The following is a 20,880-nucleotide window of genomic DNA, read 5'->3' as shown; positions in this document are numbered from 1 at the left end:
TGGGAGGTAGGTTGGGTAGTCGCTTTTGAGTCGAGCGCGTCTACCAATTCCGCCATAGGGGCTCAGGCCGGGCGGCCTGGATGGGCGCGGACTATACGGTTGGACGGGCTTTCGTCAACTGGCCTGTTGCCGATTTACCAGTGGTAGCCGCGCCCGGACCGCGCCTTACGGTTCCGTAAGGGCGCCGCCATTGTGCGGCGCGTAAAATCTTTCTAGAGAAACGAAACTTATCGCGTCTGGCTGGAAACGCCGGCTGCGGCGCTTTGGGTCCTTGTTTCGTGCATGCCGGTGCCCGAAAACCACTCCGCCGTTCGGAACCAAATCAGGAGAGCCGATGCTTCGCGGACTTTACGACTGGACCCTGTCGCTGGCGGCGCGCAAATCCGCCGAATGGTGGCTGGCCTTCATCGCCTTCGTCGAAAGCTCCGTGTTCTTCATACCGGCCGACGTGCTGTTCCTGCCCATGGCGTTGGCGGCGCCCAAACGCGCCTATCGCTACGCGTTGACGGCTACTGTTGCGTCCGTGCTGGGCGGCATAGCCGGCTGGCTGATCGGCTACTATGCCTACGACACGATAGCACGCCCGATCCTGGAGCATTTCGGCGGCCTATCCACGTTCGAGAAATGGCAGTCGTCCGGCGCCGGGCTGATGCTGGTGCTGCTCGTCACATCCGGCGCCGCGCACCTGCCGCCGATCAAGGTGGTCACCATTCTGGCCGGGGCGCTTCACGTCAATCTTTTGGTCTTCATCGTCTCGGCGATCGTGGCGCGCGGCGCCCGTTTCCTGCTGCTTGCCTGGCTGCTGCGCCGCTATGGCGAAAAGATCAGGGAGTTCATCGAAAAGCGTTTGGGATTGATTGTCGGCGCCGGCGCCGCTGCCCTGATTTTGCTCTATATCCTCGTCAGATACGCCCACGGATAGCGACGCAACAACGGATCTCCATCGATGACAGCGACCATGATTGCCGACACCGGACGCCAGCGCACGCGCGCGGCGCTCTTTCTTGCCGTCGCCATGGCGGCGACCGTCGGCTCGGCGCTGGCCTTCCAATATATCGGCGGCTACATCCCCTGCCACCTCTGCCTCGAGCAGCGCACCCCCTACTATATCGGCGTGCCGCTGATGGTGCTGGCGGTGATCGCCTCGATGCTGCGCGCGCCGGCCTGGGTGACGCGCGGCCTGCTCGCGATCGGCGGCCTTTTGATGCTCTACGGCCTTTATCTCGGCGTCTACCATTCGGGTGTCGAATGGGCCTGGTGGCAAGGTCCGGCCGACTGCACCGCCGGCGCCGGCCCGGTCGACACCGGCGGCAAGGGCGTGCTCGACGCGCTCGACAAATTCGTGCCGCCCTCCTGCGACAAGGCGGCGCTGCGCATCCTCGGCCTGTCGCTCGCCGGCTGGAACGCCATCGCCAGCCTCATTCTCGCCGCCGTCGCCTTCCGCAGCGCGCTCGCGCGGGATTGAGCGAGATTGATTGGATTCAGCGGCGCAGGGTTCGAGCAAAAATTCGGCAGGCTGAGTCGAATGGCGCGGCTTTCGACGTCCGAGCCAGGTCGACCCCCCACTCCGTCTCGGCTTCGCCGAGCCACCTCTCCCCCGATCGACGGGGTAGAGGAACGGCGCGAGCCTAGTAGCCAGCGCTCCTTCAAGCAGGCTTTCCTCTCCCTCCGGAGGGACTCCGGAGGGGGGAGAGGTGGCGCTGCGAAGCAGCGACGGAGTGGGGGAAGCCCGTCCTTAAACGCGAAGCGATTGACAAGTAGGGATGACCGAGTTGGTCCGATATCAGGGTGTGTCTGATAATCACGGTCTGTCAGGTACGTGAGCACCGGAAGCGCAGAAAGCTGCGGCAGGCGACCAGCATGGCGAATTTCTGCCGAACTCTAAGGTTCGAGTTCGACATCCCAGTAGAGATAATCCATCCAGCTTTCATGCAGATGGTTGGGCGGGAACAGGCGGCCGTTGTTGTGCAGGTCGTGTACCGTCGGCTGATAGGGTTTTTGCAGCGGCCACATCTTGGCCTGGGCCGGCATCATGCCGCCTTTGCGAAGATTGCAAGGCGAGCAGGCGGCGACGACATTCTCCCAGGTCGTCGCCCCGCCGCGATGGCGCGGGATGACATGGTCGAACGTCAAATCCTCCGGCGTGCCGCAATATTGGCACTGGAAGCGGTCGCGCAGGAAGACGTTGAAGCGGGTGAAGGCCGGATGCCGCGACGGCTTCACATAGGCTTTCAGGCTCACCACGCTCGGCAGCTTCATGGAGAAAGTCGGCGAGGAGACGGCGTGCTCGTATTCGGCGACGATGTTGACCCGGTCGAGGAAGACGGCCTTGATGGCGTCCTGCCACGACCAGAGCGACAGGGGGTAATAGCTGAGCGGACGGTAGTCCGCATTCAGCACCAGCGCGGGAAGCCCATCCGGAGATACGGCAACCGTCACGTCCTCGCCTCCTTGCTTCTAGAACCGAACGGCGCGGATACTGTAAGCCCGACATGACAGGGATGTGAAGCGGATTGTCTCTCGCCGAAGCCGTCAAAAACGCATGATTTTCATGCTTTTTTGACCATTTCGACAGGCGGCGCCGCATCCCTGCCCTTCAATTCCCGGTAATAGGCCCAAAAAAGCCGCGACGCGACACCCCGCCACGGGCTCCATGATTCGGCCAGCCGGATAAGCATTTTCTCCGGCGGACGCGGATCGATGCCGAGCGCATGGCCAACCGCCGTCTGCAAAGCGACGTCGCGCGCGGGGAACACGTCGGGATGGCCGGCGGCAAACAGCAGGTAGCATTCGGCCGTCCATGGGCCGATGCCGGGCACGGCCGTCATCGCCGCGATCGCCTCGCCGGCGTCCAGCGTGCACAGGTGATCGAGATCGAGCCCGCCGGCCACGGCTTGCGCGACGGCGAGCAGCCCGCGCTGCTTCGGCCGCGACAGCCCGGCCTCGCGAAAAATCCCTTCACCGGCGGCAAGAATCCCCTGCGGCGTCAGCGGATCGACCAGCTTCACCAGCCGCCCGAAGATGGCGTCGGCGCTCGCGCGGGAAACTTGCTGTGAAACGATAATGGAAGCGAGGCTCCTGAACCCTGGCTCCGACAGCCGAAGCGGCACTTCGCCCGCTTTGCCGCGTATGGTCTCCAGCCGCGGATCGATCCGGCAGAGCGCGTCGAGCCCTGTCGCAATGTCGTCGAGCGAGGCGATGCGTTGCACGTTGCTTGTTCCCAGGGCGCCCGCGAAGTGGCAATGGAGGGCTAAATACCAATTGGCAAACGCGCCTTTCAACCCGAATGCCGCCTGAAAGATGACGCTCCTGACATTCCGCTTCGCGCCGAGCCCCAATGGCGAACTGCATCTCGGCCACGCCTACTCGGCCCTGCTCAACCAGCGGATGGCGGCGCAAGCGGGCGGACGCCTGCTGTTGCGCATCGAGGATATCGACGTCGCCCGCTGCACGCCGCAATTCGAGGCCGGCATTTTCCGCGACCTCGAATGGCTGGGATTGAACTGGGAGCGGCCGGTGCGCCGCCAGTCCGAGCATTTCGCCGAATACCGCACGGTGCTCGACCGTTTGATCGCCGAGGAACTCGTCTATCCCGCTTTCATGAGCCGCGGCGAGATCCGCGCCTTCATCGCCGAGACCGGCGGCCGCGACTGGCCGCGCGATCCCGACGGCGTGCCGCTCTACCCGCCGCTCGACAAGGCGTTGCCCGCCAGGGAGCGCAAGCGGCGGATTGCCGAGAACATGCCTTTTGCCTGGCGGCTCGACGTCGAAGCGGCGATGGCGCGCTTCGCGGCCGGCCTGTCATGGGCGGAGTTCATCGATGAGACGATGTCGGCGACGCGAACCGTCGCAGCACGACCACAGGATTGGGGCGACATCATCGTCGCCCGCCGCGACATCCCGACCAGCTACCATCTCGCCGTCATCGTCGACGACGCGCTGCAGGATGTCAGCCACGTCGTGCGCGGCCAGGACCTTTATTCGGCGACCGGGGTGCAGCGCCTGCTGCAAGAACTGCTCGGCCTGCCTCAGCCACGCTATTTCCACCACCGCTTGATCCTTGGCCCGGACGGCCGCAAACTGTCCAAGAGCTTCAAGGACACCGGTCTTGCCGCGCTTCGAGACGCGGGCGTGCCGGTACGGGACGTCAGGCGTCTTCTCGAACTTGATTAAAGTCGCGCCATCCCAGCCTTGATCAGCGCCAGCACGCTGATGAAGACAAAGGCGCCGCCCAGCCCGCAGGCAACCGCCAGCTTGAGATCGCTCAGGCTGATGCCATGCTTGTTGGCGACCGCCACCGCGACGAAAAAGCCGAAGATGAACAGCAGCGTATTGCCGGTCGGGCCGAAACCGCTCTCCTTCATGATCGCGTCGAGCGCCGTGCCGAAGAAGAAGCCGAAGCCGGCGATGATCGCGAAGGCGAACAGAAGCCAGGTCGTGTCGAGATGCAAAAACATGCCTCACCATGGCGCGACCACGCGCCATGCCCCTCTTGGCACGGTTTGTTGAATTCGACTTAGCTTATGGATCAACCGTTTCGTTTTGCTTGCGGGATTGAACGGCTTTAGAGCAATTGCCGTCATCAACCGTTCACCCTGGCAGCCTCCCCCATGCAGAGCATCAAGCGGTTCATCCCCGCCTCCTTCGTCGTTCTATGGGCGACCGGCTTCATCGGCGCGCGCTATGCCATGCCCTGGGCGGAACCCTTTACCTTCCTTGCCATCCGCTTCGTGATAGCGGCGATCCTGTTTGCGGGGCTGACCGTGCTGCTCGGCTCGCACAAGGCGACGCGCGAAGAGGCGCTGCACGCAACGGTGGCCGGCGTCCTCATGCATGGCGTCTATCTCGGCGCCGTCTTCTGGGCGATCCACAGGGGCATGCCGGCGGGTCTATCGGCACTGATCGTCGGCCTGCAGCCGCTGATCACGGCGGTGCTTGCCGGAAAATTCCTCGGCGAAGCGATCCTGCCGCGCCATTGGGCCGGCCTTGCGGTCGGGCTGCTTGGCGTCGTCATCGTGCTCTGGCCGAAGCTGGGCACGCTTGGCGGCGGCGTCACGCCGGCGACGCTGACGGCTTCGCTCGTCTCCGTACTCGGCATGAGCGCCGGCACCATCTGGCAGAAGCGCTATGCCTCCGGCGGCGATCTGGTGTCGGCGACGATGTGGCAGTATGTCGGCGGTTCCGCGGTGATGATCCTGGGCTCGCTCGCTTTCGAGACGCGCGCCGTCACCGTCAATGGCGAGCTGATCTTCGCCATGGCCTGGCTGGTCCTGGTGCTGTCGATCGGCGCCATATTCCTGTTGATGGTGATGATCAGGGACGGTGAGATGTCTAAGGTCGCCTCGCTGTTCTACCTCGTGCCGGCCGTAACCGCGGTCATCGCCTGGGTGCTTTTCAACGAGCGGCTCAACCTGCTGCAGATCGCCGGCATGGCGATCGCCACGCTCGGCGTCGCACTGGCAACCGCCAGATCTAACGGGGTTCAACCGACGCGCGCGCGCGCCTCCAGATAGCGGCTGATCGCGGCGTTGAGCTCGCCGCCCAGGATGAAGATCGCCGAGATGATGTAGAGGAAGACGACCGCGATCATGATCGAGGCGAGCCCGGCATAGGTCGTCACATAGGACGAGAAATGGTCGAGATAGGTGGCGAAGATCGTCGACCCGACCAGCCAGGCGACCAGCGTGAAGACGATGCCCGGTATGATCGAGACGAAGCGGCGCTTGCCGGCCGGCAGCCAGATATGCACCGAGAACAGCCCGATGACGATGACCGTCGAGGCAATCACGTAACGCCAGATGGTGATCGTTCCCATATAGGGCTTGATCCATTCCAGATGCGCTTCCGCCAGCCGCGCGAGCAGCGGCGCGAACACCAGAAGCACGCTGATGGCGAGGAAGCAGGCGGTGGCGATCAGGACGAAGATGATGCTCTGCACCCTGCGGTGGACGATGCCGCGCGTCTCGGTGACGCGATAGGCGCGGTTGAGCGAGGTGCGCAGCGCCTCGATGCCGTTCGAGGCGAAATAGGCCGCAAGCAGCACGCCGTAGGTCAGAAGGTCGGTGCGCCGCACGGTGAGCACGTTCTGCACCTCATGCGCGATCGGCTTGGCGATCTGCTCGGGCCAGGTGTCGAAGACCAGATGCACGGCCGTGTCGGCGAAGGCGCGCGCGCCGAGGAAGCTGCCGAGCGTCGTGGCGAAGATCAGGAACGGAAACAGCGCCATCAGCGAGGTGATCGCCAGATGGCTGGCCATTGCCCAGCCGTCATCGGTGTTGAAATGTCCAATTGCATCGTAGAGCACGCGCTTGAGGGCAACGATATTCCGCAGCAAGGACCCGCGCTCCGCTCGATTGTGTCGACGCCGCGAATATGGGAAGGGATTGCGGCAAATGGCAACCCCAGGTCCCACAACGCGCCCCGCCGCCAAAGACTTGCGCACCGTCATCGTCACCGGCGCCTCCTCCGGCATCGGCGCCTATTGCGCGCGGGCGTTGAAGGCGGAAGGCTGGCGGGTGTTCGCCACGGCGCGCAAGCCGGCCGATATTTCGATCCTCGAGGCGGACGGCATAGAGGCGTTCTACCTCGACTATCGAGAACCTCAATCCATCGCCGCCTTGGTCGATGCGGTGCTGGAGCGTACCGGCGGCACGCTTGACGCGCTGTTCAACAACGGCGCCTACGCCCAGCCCGGCGCCGTCGAGGATCTGCCGGTCGCGGCACTTCGCGAGCAGTTCGAGGCCAATTTCTTCGGCTGGCATGATCTTACCCGGCGCATCGTGCCGGTCATGCGTCGCCAGGGGCACGGCCGGCTCGTCCACTGCTCCTCGATCCTCGGGCTGGCTCCGGTCCGCTTCCGCGGCGCCTATTCGGCCTCAAAGCACGCCATCGAAGGCCTGATGCTGTGCATGCGCCAGGAGCTCGAAGGCAGCGGCATCCACCTTTCCCTCATCGAACCGGGACCGGTGACGTCGAAGATCGCCAGCAATGGTCTGCCCTGGTTCCTGAAAAACATCGATGTCGAGAATTCCGTCCACCGCGCTGACTATCAGGCGCAGCTCGCCCGGCTTCAGGCGGGCGGCAGCGTGTCGAAGCTGAAACCAGGGCCGGAGATCGTGCACAGGGCGTTGCGCCACGTGCTTCTGTCACAGCGCCCGCGCCCGCACTATGTGGTAACGGTGCCGGCCAGGATCGGTGTGGCGCTGAAACGCGTCTTGCCGGCATCCTTGCTTTATCGCGTGCTCGCCAGACGCGCCTGACCGAACCTGAACCGGAGCCAGCCAGATGCTCATCACCTTGAAGATCCTCGCCGTCGTCGCCATGGCCGCCGTGGTGATCGTGCTGGTCCGCGGTCTGATCAACATGATGCGCGGCGGCTCCGGCATCACCTCGAACAAGCTGATGCAGACGCGCATCATGCTGCAGGCCGTGGCCTTGGCGCTGCTGTTGCTGGTGGTGTATTTCACGCGCAAATAGCGCGGCTGAGGGGGATCGCGTGGTCAAGCTCAACAAGATCTACACCCGCACCGGCGACGACGGCACGACAGGGCTCGGCACCGGCGAGCGGCGGCTGAAATCCGACCTGCGCGTCGATGCCTACGGCACCGTCGACGAGGCCAATGCCTGCATCGGCATGGCCCGCCTTCACACCGGCGCGGCGCATCCCGCGATCGACGCCATGCTGTCGCGCATCCAGAACGATCTGTTCGATCTGGGAGCCGACCTCGCCGTGCCGGACGACGGCAAGCCCTTGGAATACGAGCCGCTGCGCATCGTCGCCGCCCAGACCGACCGCGTCGAACAGGACATTGACGCGCTCAACAAAAGCCTGCAGCCGCTGAAATCCTTCGTGCTGAACGGCGGCACGCCGGCGGCCGCCGCGCTCCATCTGGCCCGCACCGTGGCGCGCCGCGCCGAGCGCCTGATGGTGGCGCTGGCGCAGGATCCGGCCGAGCATATCAACCACGAGGCGCTCAAATACATCAACCGTGTCTCGGATTTCCTGTTCGTCGCCGCCCGCGCGGTCAATGACAATGGAGAGGCCGACGTGCTATGGGTGCCTGGCAAGAACCGCTGAACTTTGGGGGCGGGAGGGTCCGATGTTCATCCCGCTTTACGACACCAACAGGCTGCGCCACATCCGCCTGCAATATGTGACGATCGGCCTGATCGTGGCGAACGTGCTCGTCTATCTGGCGACCACGCTTGGCGGTGAAAACTTCACCAATGCCGCGATTCTCGGTCTCGGCTTCATCCCGTCCGTGGTTCACGACAAGGTCGAGCTCTCGCCCGAATTCGTCGTCATCCCCGAGAGCCTGAGCTATCTCACCTATTCCTTCCTGCATGCCGATATCTTCCATCTCGGCGGCAACATGCTGTTCCTCTGGGTGTTCGGCGACAATGTCGAGGACGCGCTCGGCCACATACGCTACCTGATCTTCTATCTCGCCTGCGCCGTCGCCGGCGCCTTCTTCCAGGGGCTGGTGGCCTGGGATTCGCAGGTGCCGTTGATCGGCGCCTCGGGCGCCATCGCCGGCGTCGTCGCCGCCTATCTGATCCTCTACCCCCAGGTGAAAGTCTGGGTGCTGGCCTTTGCCCGCATTCCGCTACGCATCCCGGCCTTCATTCCGCTGATCCTGTGGATCCTGTTCCAGATTGTGATGTTTGCAGCGGGCGGCGAGGACCAGATCTCCTGGGCCTGCCATATCGGCGGCATCATCGCCGGATCGATCCTGGTGCTGGTGCTGCGCAGCCGCGGCGTGCCGCTGCTGGCCGGCGCCGACGGCGAGCCGGACCCGACGCCCAACGTCCAGCAGCCGCCTGTTCCTGTCGAACCGGCCGCTGGCGACCCGGCCCAGCCGGCGTCGCAATGGGGCCGTGGAGCAGCGACGCCCCGCGACTGAACCGATTTGGGTGCGTCGTGGGATATTGACGCGCCGATTTGCCGCCACTACGGAAACGGCACCGTTGGGCGGATATTCCGCCCGTAATGTCGGCTTTCGACAACTCTGACAGGGCGCACGCTGGTATAGCGCCCCGACTATCTCAGGAGAGGTGACAGGAAAATGAAGATCCTTGTGCCCGTGAAGCGGGTTGTGGACGCCAACGTCAAGGTCCGGGTGAAAGCCGATGGACTGGGCGTTGAGCTTGCCAACGTCAAGATGGCGATGAACCCGTTCGACGAGATCGCGGTCGAGGAAGCCATCCGCATCAAGGAAGCCGGCAAGGCGGAAGAGATCATCGTCGTCTCGGTCGGCCCGCAGCAGGCGCAGGAGACGCTGCGCACCGCGCTCGCCATGGGCGCCGACCGCGCCATCCTGGTCAAGACCGACGAGCAGACCGAGCCGCTGGGCGTCGCCAAGGTGCTGAAGGGCGTGGTCGAGGCCGAGGCGCCCGGCCTTGTCATCCTCGGCAAGCAGGCGATCGACGACGATTCGAACCAGACCGGCCAGATGCTGGCGGCACTGCTTGGTTGGTCGCAGGGCACCTTCGCGTCCAAGATCGTGCTCGAAGGCGATCACGCCAAGGTGACGCGCGAAGTCGACGGCGGCCTGCAGACGGTGGAATTGAAGATGCCGGCGATCGTCACCGCCGACCTGCGCCTCAACCAGCCGCGCTATGCCTCGCTGCCCAACATCATGAAGGCCAAAAAGAAGCCGCTCGACGAGAAGAGCCCGGCTGACTACGGCGCCGACGTCAAGCCGCGCCTCAAGGTGGTCAAGACCGAGGAACCGAGCGGCCGCAAGGCGGGCGTTAAGGTGAAGTCGGTGGCCGAACTCATCGAGAAGCTGAAGAACGAAGCCGGCGTGCTCTGAGCGGTCAGGAAAGGATAAAGAAAATGGCAATTCTCCTCATCGCCGAACACGACAACGCAAGTCTTTCCGACCAGACGGCCAAGGCGCTGTCGGCCGCGCTGCAGATTGGCTCCGATGTCGACGTGCTGGTGGCCGGCAAGGGCGCCAAGGCTGCCGCCGACGCCGCCGCCAAGCTGAAGGGCGTCCGCAAGGTGCTGCTCGCCGAGGCCGACGAGCTTTCGGAACGCCTCGCCGAGCCGACCGCGGCTCTCATCGTCTCGCTGGCTGCCGGCTACGACACGATCGTCGCGCCCGCCACCTCGTCGGGCAAGAACGTCGCGCCGCGCGTGGCCGCCCTTCTCGACGTCGCCCAGGTGTCCGAGATCATCGAGGTCGTCTCGCCCGACACCTTCAAGCGGCCGATCTATGCCGGCAACGCCATCCAGACCGTGCAGTCGACCGACGCCAAGAAGGTCATCACGGTGCGCACCGCATCCTTCTCGGCGGCGCCGGAAGGCGGCTCGGCCTCGGTCGAAACGGCCAACGCCGCCGCCAATCCGGGCCTCTCCTCCTTCGTCGAGAACAAGCTCTCCGAGAACGATCGGCCGGAACTGACTTCGGCCAAAATCATCATCTCGGGTGGCCGCGCGCTCGGCTCCTCGGAGAAGTTCCAGGAGGTGATCCTGCCGGTCGCCGACAAGCTCGGCGCCGCGGTCGGCGCCTCCCGCGCCGCGGTCGACGCCGGCTACGCGCCGAACGACTGGCAGGTCGGCCAGACCGGCAAGGTGGTCGCGCCCGACCTCTACATCGCCGTCGGCATCTCCGGCGCCATCCAGCACCTGGCCGGCATGAAGGATTCGAAGGTCATCGTCGCCATCAACAAGGACGAGGAAGCCCCGATCTTCCAGGTTGCCGACTACGGCCTGGTCGGCGATCTCTTCGTCATCCTGCCGGAGCTGCAAAAGGCGCTTTGACGCAGCCGGTTCCGGCATATTAAAATCCGAAGGGTGGGGTAGACGAAGTCGCCCCGCCCTTTTAGTTTGCACTGCACAAAAAGCGGGCCATCAAGGCCTGAAGCCAATCCGGCGGTTTTGCATCCGGATTGCAGGAAATAAACAAATAGGAGCGTTTCCGCGCTTCAAAGAAGCGGAAGATGCTCCGGACGGGATCGGGGTAATGAGCAAGATCGAGACGATCGGCATTGTCGGCGCGGGTCAGATGGGTGGCGGTATCGCCCATGTCTCGGCGCTCGGAGGCTACAAGGTCCTGATCCACGACGTGTCGCCCGACCGGATCGAGAAGGGCATCGCCACCGTCAGCGGCAACATGGCGCGCCAGGTCGGTTCCGGCAAGCTGGAGGAGACGGCGCGCAACGAAGCGATGGCGCGCATCTCCGCCGCCCCGGCCATGGCCGACCTCGCCGCCGCCGACCTTGTGATCGAAGCGGCGACCGAGGACGAGACGGTCAAGCGCAAGATCTACGCGCAGCTCTGCCCGCAGCTCAATCCGGAAGCGATCCTGGCGACCAACACCTCGTCCATCTCGATCACCCGGCTTGCCGCCCAGACCGATCGTCCCGAGCGCTTCATCGGCATACATTTCATGAACCCGGTGCCGGTGATGAAGCTGGTCGAGCTGGTGCGCGGCATCGCCACCGAGGACCAGACCTTCGAGGCGGCCAAGACCTATGTGAAGCACCTCGACAAGACGATCACCGTTTCCGAGGATTTCCCGGCCTTCATCGTCAACCGCATTCTGCTGCCGATGATCAACGAGGCGATCTACACGCTCTACGAAGGCGTCGGCACGGTCGACGCCATCGACACCGCCATGCGGCTCGGCGCCAACCACCCGATGGGACCGCTGCAGCTCGCCGACTTCATCGGCCTCGACACCTGCCTGTCGATCATGCAGGTGCTGCATGAGGGCCTGTCGGATTCGAAATACCGCCCCTGCCCGCTGCTGGTGAAATATGTCGAGGCCGGCTGGCTCGGCCGCAAGACCGGCCGCGGCTTCTACGACTATCGCGGCGACCATCCGGTGCCGACGCGCTGATCTTCGCCGGCTGAACCCTTCGGCGCGGCTCAGGAGGCCGCGGCAAGCGGCGGAGGTCGCACGACGCCTTTCGAAACATCCTCGGTCGAAACTTCGTCGGGTGCCGCCGAAACGCAGCCGCGTCCTGCCGCCTTGGCGGCATAGCAGGCGGAGTCGGCGCGGGCGATGATCTCGTCCACTTCGCCGCAACCGGCGCGGATCGGCGCGAGCCCGATGCTGGCGCCGATCGAATGCGGGCGCCCGTCCCAGCTGAAATTGAGGTTGCGGATGGCGTCGATGACAGAGCGCGCCGCGATCGGCCCGCGCGCCGCGGCGCCCGATTTGAGGATGACAGCGAACTCGTCGCCGCCGAGCCGCGCGACGATGTCTTCCAGGCCAAGCACATTGCGCAGGGTGTCGGCCACGCGCTTGAGCAGCGCATCGCCCGCGGCATGGCCGCCGGTGTCGTTGACCGCCTTGAAGTGGTCGAGGTCGACGAACATGAACTGATGCTCGCCGCCATTGAGACGGCACTGGTCGACAAGTTCCTCCATAGTGCGGATGAAGCTCGAGCGGTTGGCGAGCCCGGTCAGCGCGTCATGGGCGGCGGCGTAGGCCAGCTGGCGCTGCAGGGCGCGCGCGTCGGTGAAATCCTGGAAGACGATGACGAGGCCGCAGAACTCGTCGCGGTCGTTCATCATCGGCGACACCACTTGGCGGATGCTGCAGCGCGTGTCGTCGCGCCGGACAAGGACAGCCCGCGTGTTCTGGTCGCAGTGCGGCCGCTCGCTCGTCGAAGGGCGCGTCAGCCCGATCCTCTGCCCGCTTTCCTCGTCGACCGCCCAATAAACATGGCCGAGCACCTTGCCCATAGCCTCGCCAACGTCAACTCCGGTGAGCTTTTCGGCAACCGGGTTCATGAAGGTGACGCGATTGGCGGCATCGGTGCAGATCACCGCGTCGCCGATCGACTGCAGCGTCACCCTGAGACGTTCCTTCTCGTCGGCCAGCATCGCCGCCGAGACCATCAGCCGCGCCTCGGCCTCTTTGCGCTCGGTGATATCGGTCAGGCTGCCGATGGCCTGGACCAGCCGGCCCTCGCCGTCACGCTCGATCACCTTGCCGCGGTCGAGGATCCAGACCCAGTGGCCGTCCTTGTGCCGCATCCGGAACTCCGCCTCGAAAAAGGCCGTCTCGCCGGCAAGATGCGCGCGATCCGCCTCGGCGACGCGCTCGCGATCGTCGGGGTGGATCATGGTCAGCCAGCGGTCGGGGTCGCCGTCGAGCTCGCCGTCGGCATAGCCCAGCATCTTCACCCAGGTTTCGGAATAGGTCGTGCCGCCCTTGCGCATATCGAGGCTCCAGATGCCCTGCCCGGCACTGGTAAGCGCGAAATTCCATCGGGTCTCGGCCTCGGCGATGCGCGCCTCGGCCTGCCTGCGGGCGTCGATGTCCTCGATCTGCGACACCAGATAAAGCGGCTTGCCTGTGTCCTCGTCGCGGATGACCGAGCCGGCAAGTTGCGCCCAGACCGGGGTCCCGTCTTTCCTGAGGTAGCGCTTTTCGAAATGGTAGGAGCTGATCCGGCCTTCCCGCACGTTCATCATCGTCTCGCGGCCGATCGAAAGATCGTCCGGATGCGTGATCTGCGGGAAGGTCAGCGCCTCGATCTCCGCGCGGCTGTAGCCGAGCATGGCGGCGAAGGCGGGGTTGGCTTGCTGGATGCGACCGTCGAGGCCGACAATGGCGACGCCGATCGCCGAATCCTCCATGGCGCGGCGGAAGCGCTGCTCGCTCTCGGCTATCTGCCGGCGATCGTCGACGATGCGGTGAATGAACAGCGCCGACAAAAACAGCGTCGCGGCGGTGATGGCGACGGATATCTGCAGGCAGAGCCTCAGCGCGTCGGTGCCCAGTTCAAGGCGCGGCAGCAGGATCGACACGGCGGTGGCAACCAGGCCGACCGCCAGCAGACCCTGCGCAGCGTGCCTGTCGGCACGGAGCCCTTTCCAGTTCAACCACGCCACGATGCGATCCCACCCAACACGCAACTGCACGTTGCCACAACCCTGGCGGATCGGTTTTAAGGAATGGTTGCGTGGACGCTGGCGATCACTCCGCTAACCGGCAAACAATTGCCGGCATGCTTAAGGTACTGTTTCCAAACTGTACCGAAGAATCGGTGTGCGGCGGCTACCAGCGCACGAAGAGCCGGCCGCCGATGGCTCCGAGCAGCGTGAGGAAGGCGATCGCGACCGTATACCAGGTGGCAACGAAGAGCGGTGAATCGTCGAAGCAATGCGCGGCATAGAAGGTTGCCGCGAGCCCGCCCGCGAGCAAGCCGGCGACGGCGCCGGCAAGCACCGGCCGCGTCGGCGCGCCGTAACGCAGCATGCCGAGGAAAATCGCCAGCGGACCGATGCCGATCAGCGGGATGAAGCTCATGCAGATCATCATGTTCGTGCCGACGAGCCGCTTGCCCCAATCGGCCTCGGGCACGACAAATAGCTCGAGGATCACGGCCAACACGACCAGAAGCGGCGCGGCAATCATCCAGGCCATTGCCCGCCTGGTCGAAGCACCCGGCATCGACAGCGCGCGGATCAGCGCGAAGGCGCTGACCGCAAGCACCAGCGTGAACAGGAATTTCGACATGAAGCGCATCGTGTGCATGGCCAGCATGATGTCGGGGCGCGGCCCGATGGTCGCAAAGAAAACCACCGCCGCGATCACCACGGCCACGCCGACCGCCAGCCACCAGGCGTTGCCCATCGGCATCGCCTTGTCGCGGGCATCGGCGTCGAGCGCCTTGATGAGATCCTCGGTCCTCATGTCACTGTCGTCCGAATCTTTTGGCGATCGCTGCGAGGCCGCGATGCAGGGACACCCGCACCGCCGTCTCGCTGATGCCGAGCTTGGCCGCCGTCTCGCCGATCGACTGCCCGTCGACCGAGATCGAGGAGACCACCGAGCGTTGCGCGGGCGGCAACCCGTCGAGCGCCCGGTTGATATCGCGCTCGCTCACCGTCTCCGTCTCCGGCTCGGCGAAGGTTTCGGCGATCTCGTCGATCTCGACCTCGATGCGCCGCCCGCGCCTGCGGAACGCGTCGATCAGCTTGAAGCGGGCGATCGCATAGATCCAGGGCAACACCGGCGCATCCGGCCGCCAAGTGTGGCGTTTCACATGAATGGCCAGCAAGGTTTCCTGCACGACATCCTCGGGGTCGACCCCGCCTTGAACGATTTTGCGCCGGACAAAGCCGCGAACGAGGGTGGCGACCCGGTGCAGAAAGTCGGCATAAGCCCTTTCGTCTCCACCGATCGCGGCCCTGAGCAGCCGGGAAAGCTCGGCCTCGTCCTTGCCGGTCACAAGAGTTTACCCCCAGATGTTCGCGTCTCGGCCCTGGTTTGTTACGTGGCCGGCGAAATAATGTCCAAGCCAAACTACCGCAAAATCACGAAAGTTTGCGGCACGGCGACCGATTGAAGCAGGGTCACAATGTTGACTACAATAATCAGGTATTGATAGGTGCAGCCGTGCCCGAACCCTGTCTCCAGATTTGAGGATGATGCCCATGAAGATTGCCCTTTCCACGCTCGCCACCGCGCTGGCGCTCGGCCTGATCGCCCCGGCCATGGCCGAGGATCAAGGCATCATCGTCTACAATGCCCAGCATGAGAGCCTCGCCAAGGAATGGGCGGCGGGCTTCACCAGGGAAACCGGCATCAAGGTCACGTTGCGCAACGGCGGCGACAGCGATTTTTCCAACCAGATCGTCGCCGAGGGCGCGGCCTCGCCGGCCGATGTGTTCCTGACCGAGAATTCGCCGGCCATGGCGCTGGTCGAGGCGGCCGGCCTGTTCGCGCCGGTCGACGCCGATACGCTGGCGCAGGTTCCGCAGGAATACCAGCCGTCGAGCGGCAAGTGGGTCGGCGTCGCCGCCCGCAGCACCGTCTTTGCCTACAACAAGGACAAGCTCAAGAAAGACCAGTTGCCCAAGTCGGTGCTCGATCTTGCCGACCCGAGCTGGAAGGGCCGCTGGGCCGCTTCGCCGTCCGGCGCCGACTTCCAGGCCATCGTCAGCGCGCTGCTGCAGATCAAGGGCGAAGCCGCCACCGCCGACTGGCTGAAGGCGATGAAGGAGAATTTCACCGCCTACAAGGGCAACTCGACGGTGATGAAGGCGGTCAATGCCGGGGAGATCGATGGCGGCGTGATCTACCACTATTACTATTTCGGCGATCAGGCCAAGACGGGCGAAAACAGCGGGAATGTCGCCCTGCACTATTTCAAGAACCAGGACCCGGGCGCCTTCGTTTCGGTGTCGGGCGGCGGCGTGCTGGCTTCCAGCAAGCATCCGAAGGAAGCCCAGGCATTCCTGAAGTGGGTGACCGGCAAGGGCGGCCAGGACGTGCTGAAGACCGGCACGTCCTATGAATATGCGGTCGGCAAGGGTGCCGAATCCAACCCTAAGCTGGTGCCGCTCCCCGACCTGCAGGCGCCGAAAGTCGATCCGGCGACGCTGAATTCCAAGAAGGTCATCGACCTGATGACGCAAGCCGGCTTGCTTTAGTTCGCGTTGGTCCTAAAAGGGCAAACGACCGTGCTCCCGCGGCAATTCGCCTTCCGCGGGAGCGTTTTTGTTTGGAGATGGCTTCGTCGATGACGATCGACTGCGCTTCGAGCCGCTCGCGCGGCGTATCAGATCGCTTCCGCCGCCCGGCGGCAGCGGCGCAGCGGCCTGCCTGATGCAGTCGGCGATCGACATGACGCCGGCAAGACTGCCGGCGGCCGGGATGAAGAAGCACCGGTCCATCTCGTGGATCACGCTCGCCGCCGCTCTGATCGCGCTTATCGCGCTGCTGCCGCTCGCCTTCATCGTCTGGGTGGCGATCCAGACCGGCTGGGATACCGTGGCGGCGCTGATCTTCCGCCCGCGCGTCGGCGAATTGCTGGTCAACACCGTGCTCCTCGTCGTTGTCGCCGTGCCGATCGCCATCGTGCTGTCGGTGGCGCTGGCCTGGCTGACCGAGCGCAGCGACCTGCCAGGTAACCGCTGGTGGTCGTGGCTTTCGGTCGCGCCGCTCGCCATTCCCGCTTTCGTGCACAGTTATGCCTGGATCAGCTTCGTTCCGGGCCTGCACGGGCTGTGGGCCGGCGTGCTGGTCTCCGTCATCGCCTATTTCCCTTTCCTCTACTTGCCGATCGCCGCCGCGCTGCGCCGGCTCGATCCGGCGCTGGAGGACGCGGCCGCGGCACTTGGTCTTGATCCTTGGCGGGTTTTCGCGCGCGTCGTGCTGCCGCAGCTCAGGCTCGCCATCTGCGGCGGCTCGCTGCTGGTCGGCCTGCATCTGCTGGCCGAATACGGCCTCTATGTCTTCATCCGCTTCGACACCTTCACCACCGCGATCGTCGACCAGTTCCAGTCGACCTTCAACGGTCCGGCGGCCAACATGCTGGCCGCCGTGCTGGTGGTCTGCTGCCTTTTCCTACTCGCTCTCGAGGTGATGATACGCGGCGAGGAGCGCTATGCCCGCGTCGGTTCCGGCGCCGCGCGCCAGCAGCAGCGCGCTCGCCTGGGCCGCGCCACCTTGCCCTGCCTGCTTTTGCCGGCGGGCGTCGCGCTGCTGTCGCTCGGCGTGCCCTTCGTCACGGTCAGCCGCTGGCTGCTCGCCGGCGGCACGGAAGTCTGGCGTTGGGACGAGATCGGCCTGGCGCTCGGCCAGACGCTGTTCCTCGCCATCGCCGGCGCGGTGCTTGCAACGATTGCCGCCATGCCGATGGCCTGGATCTCGATCCGCGCGCCGGGACGGCTGCAGCGACTGCTCGAGAGCTGCAACTATATCGTCGGCGCGTTGCCGGGCGTGGTCATCGCGCTGGCATTGGTGACCATCACCGTGCGCGTCGCGCTGCCGCTCTACCAGACGCTGTTCACCATCCTGTTCGGTTACGCGCTGATGTTCCTGCCGCGCGCGCTGATAAGCCTGCGCGCCTCGATCGCGCAGGCGCCGGTGGAGCTAGAGCGCGCCGCTTCCAGCCTCGGCCGTCCGCCGGTCAAGGCGCTGTGGTCGACGACCATCCGTCTGTCGGCGCCGGGTGCGGCAGCCGGCATGGCGATGGTGGCGCTCGGCATCACCAACGAGCTCACCGCCACCCAGATGCTGGCGCCCAACGGCACCCGCACGCTGGCGATGGCCTTTTGGTCCTACAGCGGCGAGATCGACTACGCCTCCGCCGCCCCTTACGCGCTGATCATGGTGGCGATGTCGTTGCCGATGACCTGGTGGCTCTACGTCCAATCGAAGCGGATGGCCGGACGATGAGCTTTCTCGAACTCAGTGGCGTCGCGAAGAATTATGGCCCCGTGGCGGCGCTCGCCGGCGTCGACCTGGCTGTCGAGAGCGGCAGCCGCACTGCGATCGTCGGGCCGTCCGGCTGCGGCAAGACCACCTTGCTCAGGCTGATCGCCGGCTTCGAGGCGCCGGACCGCGGTCGCATCGCGCTCGACGGCAAGGTGCTCGCCAATGGCGGCGCGGCCGTGCCGGCGCATCGGCGCGGTATCGGCGTCGTCGCGCAGGACGGCGCTCTGTTCCCACATCTCACCATTGCCGACAATATCGGTTTCGGCATCGCGCGCAATGCCGATAGACGAGCCGAGCATATCGTCGAGCTCGCCTACATCGTCGGACTGGACAAGGCGATCCTGAAGCGCCGGCCGCACGAGCTTTCCGGCGGCCAGCAGCAGCGCGTGGCGCTTGCCCGCGCCATGGCCATGAAGCCCAGGCTGATGCTGCTCGACGAGCCGTTCTCGGCGCTCGACACCGGGCTTCGCGCGTCGATGCGCAAGGCGGTGGCCGAGCTTCTGGAAGAGGCGGGCATCACCACCATACTGGTCACGCACGACCAGGCCGAGGCGCTCTCCTTCGCCAGCCAGGTGGCGGTGATGCGCGACGGCCTGTTCTCGCAGGTCGGCACCCCGCGCGAGCTCTATTTCCAGCCCAGGGACCGGATGGTCGCCGAGTTCCTCGGCGACGCCATCATCGTGCCGGCGAGGATCGCGGACGGTTTTGCCGTGTCGCGGCTCGGTCGCATCGCGGTCGACACAAAGGAACGGCGCGATGTCGCGCGCATCATGCTGCGGCCCGAGCAGGTCCTGCTCAAGCGGACCTCGCGCGAGGGCATGTCCGGCACGCCGGACATGCTGTTCGGCGAAGTGACGGACTGCGAGTTCGCCGGCTCGGTCTGCACCGTCGCGGTGCGGCTGCTCAACAGCCCGGATCCGCCCGATGCCGCCGCCATCGGCAACACGCCGCTCATCCTGCGCAGGACAGGCATGGACGCGCCGGCTGTCGGCGAGATCGTGCGCCTCACCTTCACCGGCAAGGCGCATGTCTTTGCTTGATCTCCGTCTTGAGAATAATGCAATATTGCATTATTTTTAGCGCTTGAGCAATTCCAGGAAAAGTGTGAGCGGTTTTCCGTCAGGAATTGCGACAAAAGAAGGAGATAGAGCGGTTCGCCGTTTCCATGAAACGGTGAACCACTCTAGCAGGCCACATCATGACGACATTGACGGTTACCGCACGGGGCCAGGTCACATTCCGGAAGGACGTGCTCAAGCACCTTGGCATCCAGCCCGGCGACAAGATCAGGCTTGATCTTCTGCCTGGTGGACGGGCGGAGCTGAAAGCTGACCAGGGCAAGGGCTCGTGGCAAGAGCTGAGCGGGATGCTCAAGGGCAAAACGAACGGCGCACGGCTTTCGATCGAGGAGATCAACGATGCGATCGCCGGCGCCGGTGCTTCGAGCGGGATGCGCGGAATCGAGCGCAAGTGAAGGTCAACCTCGACACCAACGTGCTGTTGCGCCTTGTTGTCGGAGACGACGAAGCGCAGCAACGGACAGCAGCCGAGACCCTGGAAGGGGCCGAGTTGGTCGCGATCAGCGTTCAAGCGCTCTGCGAGTTTGTTTGGGTGCTGGATAGAAGTTACCGGGTTACGCGGCCGGATATATCCGCTTCGATCCGCCGCATCCTCGATATGCGCAACGTCGTAGCCAACCGACCAACGATCGAAGCGGGCCTGGTTGTGCTCGACGCTGGTGGAGATTTCGCGGATGGCGTGATCGCGTTCGACGGTCAGTGGCTCGGCGGCGAAACCTTCGTGTCCTTCGATAGGAAAGCGGTAAAGCTGGTCGATGGGCAGGGAACGCCCACACTGTTGCTCGGGTGATTTCTACCGTACGCGCTGTCCCGTCGCTGGCGACCATAGCGGCCATTGCTCGAGGAAATCGCAGCTGTGGATGACGACGCGCTGGCTGTCGATCAGGATGATCGAATAGGCGGGCGGCGCCTGCTCGACGACCTCGTCGCCGACGAGATCGAGCATGAAGCGGGCATGCAGGCCTCGCTGCACCGAGAAGGGAATGCCGGCGACGGTGCCGGCTATGTCGCGGTGGACATGGCCGAAGAAGATGTAGCGGACATTGCCGTGGCGGGTCAGCACATCGAGTAGCCGCTGCGGCTGTTCGAGGCCGAGCGGGTCGAGCAGCGTGAGCCCGAGTTCTACCGGCGGATGATGCAGGAAGATATAGGCCGCCTTGCCTGCCGCCTCGCCAAGCCGTGCATCGAGCCAGGCAAGCCGGTTGTCGCACAACTCGCCGGTGACGCGGCCCTCCGCCAGGCTGTCGAGAAAAACCAGCCGCCCTTCCGGCGTGTCGAAAACCGATTGCGCGAAGCCGTTGCCGTCGGTTCCATTCTCGGGAAAGGCGGCGATGAGATTGGCGCGCCGGTCGTGGTTGCCGGGCAATAGACGGTAAGGCACGGTCAGCCGGCTCAGCGCCGCCTTCAGGTCGGCATAGCTCTCGGCTTCGCCGTCATCGGTCAGGTCGCCGGTGAAGATGCAGAGCGTCGCATCGCTGTGACGTTGATTGATATGATCGATGCATCGATCGAGTCGTTCATTCAGGTTCGCGCCGTAGCGTATCTCGCGCCGACGACCGAGATGGACGTCGGTGACCTGGATGATTTTCATTGCATGAACCCTCAAATCA

Annotated in this window: 24 protein-coding genes; 16 read left to right on the top strand and 8 right to left on the bottom strand. The window is 64.7% G+C overall.

Going from position 1 to position 20,880, the window contains the following annotated elements; genetic code table 11:
* The first annotated feature begins 334 nt into the window (after positions 1-334).
* Together FJ418_RS13540 and FJ418_RS13535 are read left to right on the top strand one after the other, a co-directional pair.
* A complete protein-coding gene (locus FJ418_RS13540) occupies positions 335-922 on the top strand; it encodes a YqaA family protein (protein WP_140866116.1) in 588 nt (195 codons plus the stop codon).
* A gap of 24 nt (positions 923-946) precedes the next feature.
* Entirely contained in the window at positions 947-1,465 is a 519-nt protein-coding gene (locus FJ418_RS13535) for a disulfide bond formation protein B (RefSeq protein WP_140645221.1), read from the top strand.
* Between the two features lie 416 nt (positions 1,466-1,881).
* Here FJ418_RS13535 and FJ418_RS13530 read toward each other — a convergent pair whose 3' ends face one another.
* Both FJ418_RS13530 and FJ418_RS13525 read right to left on the bottom strand, forming a co-directional pair.
* Positions 1,882-2,439 carry an HNH endonuclease gene (locus FJ418_RS13530; RefSeq protein WP_027167440.1) on the bottom strand — a complete coding sequence of 186 codons (558 nt, stop codon included), beginning with the start codon at positions 2,437-2,439 and terminating at the stop codon, positions 1,882-1,884.
* 110 nt (positions 2,440-2,549) lie between these two features.
* Complete coding sequence (locus FJ418_RS13525) at positions 2,550-3,209, bottom strand: DNA-3-methyladenine glycosylase (RefSeq protein WP_140866113.1); 660 nt, start codon at positions 3,207-3,209, stop codon at positions 2,550-2,552.
* A gap of 91 nt (positions 3,210-3,300) precedes the next feature.
* On the opposite strand from FJ418_RS13525, the gene gluQRS reads away from it, so the two are divergent.
* Positions 3,301-4,173 carry a tRNA glutamyl-Q(34) synthetase GluQRS gene (gene gluQRS / locus FJ418_RS13520; protein ID WP_140866110.1) on the top strand — a complete coding sequence of 291 codons (873 nt, stop codon included), beginning with the start codon at positions 3,301-3,303 and terminating at the stop codon, positions 4,171-4,173.
* On the opposite strand, the gene FJ418_RS13515 is transcribed toward gluQRS, so the two are convergent.
* Positions 4,170-4,457: a hypothetical protein gene (locus FJ418_RS13515; protein WP_140658855.1), complete on the bottom strand. Its 288-nt coding sequence runs from the start codon at positions 4,455-4,457 to the stop codon at positions 4,170-4,172. The two genes, gluQRS and FJ418_RS13515, sit on opposite strands and share 4 nt — an antisense overlap.
* 153 nt (positions 4,458-4,610) lie before the next feature.
* Between FJ418_RS13515 and FJ418_RS13510 the strand changes: the two genes are divergently transcribed.
* The gene (locus FJ418_RS13510; RefSeq protein WP_140866107.1) at positions 4,611-5,513 is read left to right on the top strand and encodes a DMT family transporter; all 903 of its coding nucleotides are present in this window, start codon (positions 4,611-4,613) and stop codon (positions 5,511-5,513) included.
* On the opposite strand, the gene FJ418_RS13505 is transcribed toward FJ418_RS13510, so the two are convergent.
* Positions 5,483-6,334 (bottom strand): YihY/virulence factor BrkB family protein, encoded by an 852-nt coding sequence (locus FJ418_RS13505; RefSeq protein ID WP_140645216.1) that lies wholly within the window; start codon positions 6,332-6,334, stop codon positions 5,483-5,485. The two genes, FJ418_RS13510 and FJ418_RS13505, sit on opposite strands and share 31 nt — an antisense overlap.
* Positions 6,335-6,392: 58 nt before the next feature.
* On the opposite strand from FJ418_RS13505, the gene FJ418_RS13500 reads away from it, so the two are divergent.
* From FJ418_RS13500 to FJ418_RS13470, 7 genes are all read left to right on the top strand, one after another.
* Entirely contained in the window at positions 6,393-7,259 is an 867-nt protein-coding gene (locus FJ418_RS13500) for an SDR family oxidoreductase (protein ID WP_140866105.1), read from the top strand.
* Between the two features lie 25 nt (positions 7,260-7,284).
* A complete protein-coding gene (locus FJ418_RS13495; protein WP_140866102.1) occupies positions 7,285-7,476 on the top strand; it encodes a twin transmembrane helix small protein in 192 nt (63 codons plus the stop codon).
* 19 nt (positions 7,477-7,495) lie between these two features.
* A complete protein-coding gene (locus FJ418_RS13490; RefSeq protein WP_140866100.1) occupies positions 7,496-8,077 on the top strand; it encodes a cob(I)yrinic acid a,c-diamide adenosyltransferase in 582 nt (193 codons plus the stop codon).
* Between the two features lie 22 nt (positions 8,078-8,099).
* Entirely contained in the window at positions 8,100-8,903 is an 804-nt protein-coding gene (locus tag FJ418_RS13485) for a rhomboid family intramembrane serine protease (RefSeq protein ID WP_140866097.1), read from the top strand.
* Between the two features lie 162 nt (positions 8,904-9,065).
* Complete coding sequence (locus FJ418_RS13480; RefSeq protein WP_140866094.1) at positions 9,066-9,815, top strand: electron transfer flavoprotein subunit beta/FixA family protein; 750 nt, start codon at positions 9,066-9,068, stop codon at positions 9,813-9,815.
* Positions 9,816-9,838: 23 nt separating this feature from the next.
* A complete protein-coding gene (locus FJ418_RS13475; protein ID WP_140866090.1) occupies positions 9,839-10,768 on the top strand; it encodes an electron transfer flavoprotein subunit alpha/FixB family protein in 930 nt (309 codons plus the stop codon).
* Positions 10,769-10,970: 202 nt separating this feature from the next.
* On the top strand, positions 10,971-11,849 hold the full coding sequence (locus tag FJ418_RS13470) for a 3-hydroxybutyryl-CoA dehydrogenase (RefSeq protein ID WP_140658797.1): 879 nt from the start codon (positions 10,971-10,973) through the stop codon (positions 11,847-11,849).
* A 29-nt stretch (positions 11,850-11,878) separates the two neighbouring features.
* On the opposite strand, the gene FJ418_RS13465 is transcribed toward FJ418_RS13470, so the two are convergent.
* From FJ418_RS13465 to FJ418_RS13455, 3 genes are all read right to left on the bottom strand, one after another.
* On the bottom strand, positions 11,879-13,855 hold the full coding sequence (locus tag FJ418_RS13465; protein WP_246683038.1) for a PAS domain S-box protein: 1,977 nt from the start codon (positions 13,853-13,855) through the stop codon (positions 11,879-11,881).
* 166 nt (positions 13,856-14,021) lie between these two features.
* Positions 14,022-14,660 (bottom strand): NrsF family protein, encoded by a 639-nt coding sequence (locus FJ418_RS13460; protein WP_140866083.1) that lies wholly within the window; start codon positions 14,658-14,660, stop codon positions 14,022-14,024.
* Between the two features lies 1 nt (position 14,661).
* Complete coding sequence (locus tag FJ418_RS13455; protein WP_140784000.1) at positions 14,662-15,198, bottom strand: sigma-70 family RNA polymerase sigma factor; 537 nt, start codon at positions 15,196-15,198, stop codon at positions 14,662-14,664.
* A gap of 205 nt (positions 15,199-15,403) precedes the next feature.
* Between FJ418_RS13455 and FJ418_RS13450 the strand changes: the two genes are divergently transcribed.
* From FJ418_RS13450 to FJ418_RS13430, 5 genes are all read left to right on the top strand, one after another.
* The gene (locus tag FJ418_RS13450; RefSeq protein ID WP_140866080.1) at positions 15,404-16,402 is read left to right on the top strand and encodes an iron ABC transporter substrate-binding protein; all 999 of its coding nucleotides are present in this window, start codon (positions 15,404-15,406) and stop codon (positions 16,400-16,402) included.
* Between the two features lie 193 nt (positions 16,403-16,595).
* Entirely contained in the window at positions 16,596-18,152 is a 1,557-nt protein-coding gene (locus FJ418_RS13445) for an iron ABC transporter permease (protein ID WP_246683045.1), read from the top strand.
* Complete coding sequence (locus tag FJ418_RS13440; RefSeq protein WP_140866077.1) at positions 18,149-19,231, top strand: ABC transporter ATP-binding protein; 1,083 nt, start codon at positions 18,149-18,151, stop codon at positions 19,229-19,231. Before FJ418_RS13445 ends, FJ418_RS13440 begins: the two co-directional genes overlap by 4 nt.
* A gap of 158 nt (positions 19,232-19,389) precedes the next feature.
* Positions 19,390-19,665: an AbrB/MazE/SpoVT family DNA-binding domain-containing protein gene (locus tag FJ418_RS13435; RefSeq protein WP_140645203.1), complete on the top strand. Its 276-nt coding sequence runs from the start codon at positions 19,390-19,392 to the stop codon at positions 19,663-19,665.
* Positions 19,662-20,060 (top strand): type II toxin-antitoxin system VapC family toxin, encoded by a 399-nt coding sequence (locus tag FJ418_RS13430; RefSeq protein ID WP_140866075.1) that lies wholly within the window; start codon positions 19,662-19,664, stop codon positions 20,058-20,060. Before FJ418_RS13435 ends, FJ418_RS13430 begins: the two co-directional genes overlap by 4 nt.
* A 3-nt stretch (positions 20,061-20,063) precedes the next feature.
* On the opposite strand, the gene FJ418_RS13425 is transcribed toward FJ418_RS13430, so the two are convergent.
* On the bottom strand, positions 20,064-20,861 hold the full coding sequence (locus FJ418_RS13425) for a phosphodiesterase (protein WP_140645201.1): 798 nt from the start codon (positions 20,859-20,861) through the stop codon (positions 20,064-20,066).
* Positions 20,862-20,880 lie beyond the last annotated feature (19 nt).

The organism is Mesorhizobium sp. B2-8-3 (genome assembly GCF_006440815.1).
Lineage (GTDB): Bacteria > Pseudomonadota > Alphaproteobacteria > Rhizobiales > Rhizobiaceae > Mesorhizobium.
This window is presented reverse-complemented; position numbering and strand designations above follow the sequence as displayed.

What these genes read in the sequence shown, in the direction of transcription:
- FJ418_RS13540 (WP_140866116.1), top strand. Translation starts at nt 335, where the DNA reads ATGCTTCGCGGACTTTACGACTGGACCCTGTCGCTGGCGGCGCGCAAA.
- FJ418_RS13535 (WP_140645221.1), top strand. Translation starts at nt 947, where the DNA reads ATGACAGCGACCATGATTGCCGACACCGGACGCCAGCGCACGCGCGCG.
- gluQRS (WP_140866110.1), top strand. Translation starts at nt 3,301, where the DNA reads ATGACGCTCCTGACATTCCGCTTCGCGCCGAGCCCCAATGGCGAACTG.
- FJ418_RS13515 (WP_140658855.1), bottom strand. Translation starts at nt 4,457, where the DNA reads ATGTTTTTGCATCTCGACACGACCTGGCTTCTGTTCGCCTTCGCGATC.
- FJ418_RS13510 (WP_140866107.1), top strand. Translation starts at nt 4,611, where the DNA reads ATGCAGAGCATCAAGCGGTTCATCCCCGCCTCCTTCGTCGTTCTATGG.
- FJ418_RS13500 (WP_140866105.1), top strand. Translation starts at nt 6,393, where the DNA reads ATGGCAACCCCAGGTCCCACAACGCGCCCCGCCGCCAAAGACTTGCGC.
- FJ418_RS13495 (WP_140866102.1), top strand. Translation starts at nt 7,285, where the DNA reads ATGCTCATCACCTTGAAGATCCTCGCCGTCGTCGCCATGGCCGCCGTG.
- FJ418_RS13485 (WP_140866097.1), top strand. Translation starts at nt 8,100, where the DNA reads ATGTTCATCCCGCTTTACGACACCAACAGGCTGCGCCACATCCGCCTG.
- FJ418_RS13480 (WP_140866094.1), top strand. Translation starts at nt 9,066, where the DNA reads ATGAAGATCCTTGTGCCCGTGAAGCGGGTTGTGGACGCCAACGTCAAG.
- FJ418_RS13475 (WP_140866090.1), top strand. Translation starts at nt 9,839, where the DNA reads ATGGCAATTCTCCTCATCGCCGAACACGACAACGCAAGTCTTTCCGAC.
- FJ418_RS13470 (WP_140658797.1), top strand. Translation starts at nt 10,971, where the DNA reads ATGAGCAAGATCGAGACGATCGGCATTGTCGGCGCGGGTCAGATGGGT.
- FJ418_RS13460 (WP_140866083.1), bottom strand. Translation starts at nt 14,660, where the DNA reads ATGAGGACCGAGGATCTCATCAAGGCGCTCGACGCCGATGCCCGCGAC.
- FJ418_RS13450 (WP_140866080.1), top strand. Translation starts at nt 15,404, where the DNA reads ATGAAGATTGCCCTTTCCACGCTCGCCACCGCGCTGGCGCTCGGCCTG.
- FJ418_RS13445 (WP_246683045.1), top strand. Translation starts at nt 16,596, where the DNA reads ATGACGCCGGCAAGACTGCCGGCGGCCGGGATGAAGAAGCACCGGTCC.
- FJ418_RS13440 (WP_140866077.1), top strand. Translation starts at nt 18,149, where the DNA reads ATGAGCTTTCTCGAACTCAGTGGCGTCGCGAAGAATTATGGCCCCGTG.
- FJ418_RS13435 (WP_140645203.1), top strand. Translation starts at nt 19,390, where the DNA reads ATGACGACATTGACGGTTACCGCACGGGGCCAGGTCACATTCCGGAAG.
- FJ418_RS13425 (WP_140645201.1), bottom strand. Translation starts at nt 20,861, where the DNA reads ATGAAAATCATCCAGGTCACCGACGTCCATCTCGGTCGTCGGCGCGAG.